At 66.1% G+C, this 5725-nt stretch carries 6 protein-coding genes; all 6 read left to right on the top strand.

All coding sequences use genetic code 11. The features are described 5' to 3' along the window. The first annotated feature begins 122 nt into the window (after window positions 1-122). Window positions 123-1265, top strand: a complete 1143-nt coding sequence (gene mraY / locus ACE3S9_RS13720) for a phospho-N-acetylmuramoyl-pentapeptide-transferase (RefSeq protein ID WP_374547033.1) — start codon at window positions 123-125, stop codon at window positions 1263-1265. Beyond that, complete coding sequence (gene murD, locus ACE3S9_RS13715; protein ID WP_374547032.1) at window positions 1265-2686, top strand: UDP-N-acetylmuramoyl-L-alanine--D-glutamate ligase; 1422 nt, start codon at window positions 1265-1267, stop codon at window positions 2684-2686. Before mraY ends, murD begins: the two co-directional genes overlap by 1 nt. Window positions 2687-2762: 76 nt before the next feature. Beyond that, a complete protein-coding gene (locus ACE3S9_RS13710) occupies window positions 2763-3920 on the top strand; it encodes an FtsW/RodA/SpoVE family cell cycle protein (protein ID WP_374547031.1) in 1158 nt (385 codons plus the stop codon). After that, a complete protein-coding gene (locus ACE3S9_RS13705) occupies window positions 3920-5014 on the top strand; it encodes a UDP-N-acetylglucosamine--N-acetylmuramyl-(pentapeptide) pyrophosphoryl-undecaprenol N-acetylglucosamine transferase (RefSeq protein WP_374547030.1) in 1095 nt (364 codons plus the stop codon). Before ACE3S9_RS13710 ends, ACE3S9_RS13705 begins: the two co-directional genes overlap by 1 nt. Window positions 5015-5044: 30 nt before the next feature. Next, entirely contained in the window at window positions 5045-5548 is a 504-nt protein-coding gene (locus tag ACE3S9_RS13700; RefSeq protein WP_374547029.1) for a DinB family protein, read from the top strand. Window positions 5549-5569: 21 nt separating this feature from the next. Then, on the top strand, window positions 5570-5725 hold a 156-nt coding region (locus ACE3S9_RS13695; protein ID WP_374547034.1), incomplete at its 3' end, for a Mur ligase domain-containing protein.

Genomic DNA, 5725 nt, shown 5'->3' with positions numbered 1-5725 from the left:
GCCTTGCGCCCGGGCGACGCCGTGATGGTCAAAGGCTCGAACGGGTCGAAATTGCACGCGCTCGCCGCAGGCTTGAAAACGCGCTTCGCCGTGGCCGAGACGCAGAAGATCGGGGTCTGAACATGCTCACCTGGCTCGCCGAACTGTCGCATTATCTCAGCCCGCTGAACATCTTTCGCTACATCACCTTTCGCGCCGCCGGCGCCACCGCCACCGCGCTCGCCTTCGTGTTTTTCTTCGGCCCCTCGATCATCGCCTCGCTGCGCCTGAAACAGGGCAAGGGTCAGCCGATCCGCAGCGACGGCCCGCAATCGCATCTCGCCAAAAAAGGCACGCCGACCATGGGCGGCCTGATGATCCTGTCCGGCCTGGTGGTCTCCACGGTGCTGTGGGCCAATCCGAAAAGCGCCTATGTCTGGATCACGCTATTCGTCACGCTCGGCTTCGGCGCGATCGGCTTTTACGACGATTATCTCAAGGTCACGAAACAGAGCCACAAGGGCTTTTCCGGCCGCCGCCGCCTCGCCGGCGAGGCGGCGATCGCCGGGCTCGCGGCCTATTTCATGATGTGCGCCTCGGCCTCCGGTCCGGTGACCTCGTTCGGCGATTTTCTCCACGCCTTCATCGCGCCCTTCACCACAACCGCTCCGGCGACCAAGCTGGCGGCGCCCTTCGTTCACGGCTGGGTCGTCGATCTGTCCTGGCTGTTCCTGCCCTTCGCCGCTTTCGTCATTGTCGGCTCGGGCAATGCGGTCAATCTCACCGACGGTCTCGACGGCCTCGCCATCGTGCCGGTGATGATCGCCTCCGCGACCTTCGGCATCATCGCCTATCTCGCCGGCAACGACATTTTCGCGCATTACCTCGGCATCAATTATGTGGCCGGTTCGGGCGAACTGACGGTGATGTGCGGCGCCATGATCGGCGCCGGGCTCGGCTTCCTGTGGTTCAACGCGCCGCCGGCGCAGATCTTCATGGGCGACACCGGCTCGCTGGCGCTCGGCGGCATGCTCGGCGCCATCGCCGTCGCGATCAAGCATGAGATCGTGCTGGCCATTGTCGGCGGTCTGTTCGTAATGGAGGCCTTCTCGGTCATCGTGCAGGTCGCCTCCTTCAAGATGACCGGCAAGCGCGTCTTCAAAATGGCGCCCATCCATCATCATTTCGAGCAATTGGGCTGGTCCGAGCCGCAGGTCGTGGTGCGCTTCTGGATCATCGCTTTCGTCCTGGCCCTGCTCGGCCTCACCACTTTGAAGGTGCGCTGATGATTCCGATCACCTCCCTCGCCGGTCAATCGGTCGCCCTGTTCGGCCTCGGCGGGTCGGGCCTGTCGACCGCGCGGGCGCTGGCCGAAGGCGGCGCGCTCGTCAACGCCTGGGACGATTCGCCGGCCGCGCGCGACAAGGCGGCGGCGGAAGGGATTTATCTGTTCGATCTGCGCGAGGCCGACTGGACGGGCTTTTCAGCCCTGGTCCTCGCGCCGGGCGCGCCGCTCACCCATCCCGCGCCGCATTGGAGCGCCGCCAAGGCGATCGCGGCGGGTGTTCCGGTGATCGGCGACATCGAATTGTTCTGCCGCGAGCGCGCGCTGATCGCGCCGGGCGCGCCCATGGTCGCCATCACCGGCACCAATGGCAAGAGCACCACCACCGCGCTGATCGCCCATATCCTGAACGAGGCCGGCTTCGACGTGCAGCTCGGCGGCAATATCGGCACGCCGATCCTCGATCTCGAACCGCCCTCGCCGGAGCGGGTTCACGTGATCGAATGTTCGAGCTTCCAGATCGATCTCGCGCCCTCGCTCGACGCCAGCGTCGGCATATTGCTCAATCTCACGCCGGACCATCTCGACCGTCATGGGACGATGGACAATTACGCCTCGATCAAGCAGCGGCTGGTCGAGGCGGCGGATTTCGCCATTGTCGGGCGCGATGACGACTGGTCCGAGGCGATCTTCCAATATCTGAAACGCGCCGCCCATTCGGTGGTCGGGATCGCCAGCAACCGGCCGCACGCGCTCGCCAGCGTCTGTTACGAGAGCGGCCGGTTGCGCCGCGCTTTCGCTTTGCCGGCGCTGAAGACGCTCGAGGAGAACCTGTTCGATCTCGCGCGGGCGCCGGCTCTGCGCGGCGCCCATAACGGCCAGAACGCGGCGGCGGCTTTCGCGGCCTGCGAACGTCTCGGCCTCGCCCATGACGAGATCGGCCTCGGCATGCGCTCCTTCCCCGGCCTCGCCCATCGCATGGAGCAGATCGGCCGCAAGGGCCATGTCCTGTTCGTCAATGACAGCAAGGCGACCAATGCCGACGCCGCCGAAAAGGCGCTGCTGAGCTTCGACGACATTTTCTGGATCGCCGGCGGCAAGGCCAAGGCCGGCGGCATCGAACCGCTGAAGCCTTTGTTCGGCAAGGTGCGCAAGGCTTATCTGATCGGCGAGGCGGCGCCGGCTTTCGCCGCGACGCTGGAAGGCAAGGTCGCTTACGAGCAATGCGGAACGCTGGACGTCGCCGTCGCCGCCGCCGCGCGCGATGCGGCGGAAAGCGATGCGGACGAGGCGGTGGTGCTGCTGTCGCCGGCCTGCGCCTCCTATGACCAGTTCGCCAATTTCGAGAAGCGCGGCGACGCGTTTCGCGAACAGGCGCAGGCGCTGCTGGATGAGAACGCCGCGCAGGGCGCTTTGTTTTAACGGCTCGCGGAGCCGGCGCGAGGGATTCGTCATGGCGCGTTCGGCGCGATGACAACGAAAACGAGAGGAGGTCGTCATGGTGTCTCGCGCGGAGCGCTCGACCGTCGCCGCCTGGTGGTGGACGGTGGACCGCTGGCTGCTCGCCGCAATCGGCGCCGTGATCGTGCTGGGCCTCGTCCTCATCATGGCTGGCAGCCCGCCGGTGGCCGACCGCCTGCGCCTGCCGCCGTTCCATTTCGTCAACCGGCAGGTGGTGTTCCTGATCCCCTCGATCCTGCTGATGCTGGCGCTGTCCTTCCTGTCGCTGCGCCATGTCCGCCGCGCCGCTCTCTTCTGCTATATCGTCTCGATGGGGCTGGTGTTCGCGGCGCTTTTGTTCGGCCATGAGGTCAAGGGCGCCAAGCGCTGGATTCTCGGCATCCAGCCCTCGGAATTCCTGAAACCCGCTTTCGTGGTGCTGGCCGCCTGGGCGATTTCGGAAGGCCTCAAGCGCCGCGATGTGCCGGGCAACTGGATCGCGATCCTGCTGTTCCCCGCCACCGTCGTTCCTCTCATCCTGCAGCCCGACTTCGGCCAGACCATGCTGATCTCACTGGTCTGGGGCCTGATGTTCTTCATGGCCGGGCTGCACTGGATCTGGCTGGCGGGACTGGCCGGCTTCGCCTCCTCCGCCGTGGTGCTGGCCTATAAATTCGTGCCGCACGTGCGTGCGCGCATCATGCACTTTCTGGAGCCGGGGCAGGGCGGCGGCGTCGCCGACACCTTTCAGGTCGATACCGCGCTCGACAGTTTCATCTCGGGCGGCTGGTTCGGGCGCGGCCCGGGCGAGGGCGTGCTGAAACGCATCCTGCCGGATTCGCATACCGACTTCATTTTCGCGGTGACCGGCGAGGAATTCGGCCTGTTGTTCTGCATGGGCATTGTCGGCCTGTTCGCCTTCATCGTGCTGCGCGCGCTGTTGAAGGCGTCGAGCAATGAAGACCCGTTCTGCCGTTTCGCCGGCGCGGGCCTTGCGCTTCTGTTCGGCATCCAGGCGTCGATCAATATGGCGGTCAACCTGCATCTGATGCCGGCCAAGGGCATGACGCTGCCGTTCATTTCCTATGGCGGCTCGTCGCTGATATCGCTCGGCATCACCATGGGCTTCCTGATCGCGGTGACGCGCAAGCGCCCGAAATCCGAACTGATGTTCGATCGCAAGGCGGGAGCGCCGATGCCGGCGCCGGCGGAATAATGGCTGACAATCTGATTCTCGTCGCCGCCGGGGGCACCGGCGGCCATCTCTTTCCTGCCCAGGCCTTGTCGCACGCCTTGATCGCGCGCGGCGCGCGGGTGCGGCTGGCGACCGACGAGCGCGCGCTGAAATATGGCGGCGATTTTCCCGCCGAGGAAATCCACGAAATCGCCTCGGCCACGCCGACCTCCGGCGGCGCGCTTGGCAAGGGCCTCGCCGCAATCACGCTGATGCGGGGCGTGTTCCAGGCCTATGGCCTGTTCGGCAAGATAAAGCCGCGCGTCGTGGTCTCCTTTGGCGGCTACCCCACCGTGCCGCCGGCGCTGGCCGCTTCCCTGCGCAAGATTCCGCTCATTCTCCACGAGCAGAATGCGGTCATGGGCCGCGCCAATCGTTTCCTGAGCCGGCGCGCGCAGGTCATCGCCTGCGGCTTCCCGACGCTCGACGGCATTGACGAGGCCTTGCGCCCGCGCGTCGTCCAGACCGGCAATCCCGTCCGCCCGGCGGTGTTGGAGGCGGCGGCGCTGCCCTTTCCCGGTTTCGAGGACGGTAAGCTGCGCCTGCTGGTGACGGGCGGCTCGCAGGGCGCGCGCGTGATGTCGGACGTGACGCCCGAAGCCGTCGCTCTGCTGACGCCGGAGCAGCGCGCGCGGCTGGTCATCGTGCAGCAGGCGCGCGGCGAGGATCTTTCCCGCGTTCAGGAGGCCTATCGCCGCCTCGGCGTCGCCTTCGAGGCCGCGCCCTTTTTCGCCGATCTGCCCCTGCGGATCGCGCAATCCCACCTTGTGCTGGGCCGTTCCGGCGCCTCGACCGTGTCGGAACTGGCCGTGATCGGTCGCCCGTCGATCCTGGTGCCTTTCCCCCATGCGCTCGACGCCGACCAGGCCGCCAATGCCGCGCATCTCGCCAAAACCGGCGCGGCCGAGGTGATGCGGCAGACCGGATTCACCCCGGAATGGCTCAGCGAGCGGCTCGCGCAGGCTTTGGCCGATCCAAAAGACTTGACGCGGCGCGCGCAAGCGGCCAAGAGCGCAGGCATTCCCGACGCCGCCGAACGTCTGGCCGATCTGGCCCTCAAGACCGCCGGGCTCTGACGGCGGTCCTGCTCGCGAGCGACGAGGCCCATGATCGATCCCGTATCCGTTCAGACTCTGGCCGCCTATAACAAGTGGCAGAACGAGAGCCTCTACGCCGCCGCCTCGGGCCTGACCGACGCGCAGAGGCGCGAGGATCGCGGCGCATTCTTCAAATCGGTCCACGGCACGCTGAGCCATATTCTCTATGGCGACCGGATGTGGATGAGCCGCTTCGCCGGCCATGAGCGGCCCGAGGGGACTTTTCCCGGCGTGGATGTTTTCGCCCATTGGGAAGATCTGCGGGAGGCCCGGCGGCAGACCGATGAGGCCATAGTCTCCTGGGCCGGCGGCGTGACGTCGGAGGATCTCGGCGGCGATCTCGTCTGGCTGTCGTCGATCCAGCGGCAGGAGACGCGCCGTCCGCGCTGGCTCGCCGTGACCCATATGTTCAACCACCAGACCCATCATCGCGGACAGGTCCACGCTTTGCTCACCGGCCTCGGCGCGCGCCCCGAGGACACCGACCTGATCTTCATGCAACTGCCCGCCTGAGCCTTTTCCGGAGTCGCAAGAATGAAATTGCCGAGCAAACTGGGCCCCATTCATTTCGTCGGAATCGGCGGCATCGGCATGTCGGGCATCGCCGAAGTGCTGATCAATCTCGGCTATGACGTGCAGGGCTCCGACGCGTCCGACAACGCCAATGTCAAACGCCTGCGCGACAAGGGC

Source organism: Rhodoblastus sp. (assembly GCF_041915505.1).
Taxonomy (GTDB): Bacteria; Pseudomonadota; Alphaproteobacteria; order Rhizobiales; family Beijerinckiaceae; genus Rhodoblastus.
The sequence above is the reverse complement of the archived record's forward strand: the minus strand, read 5'-3'. Positions and strand labels throughout refer to the sequence as shown.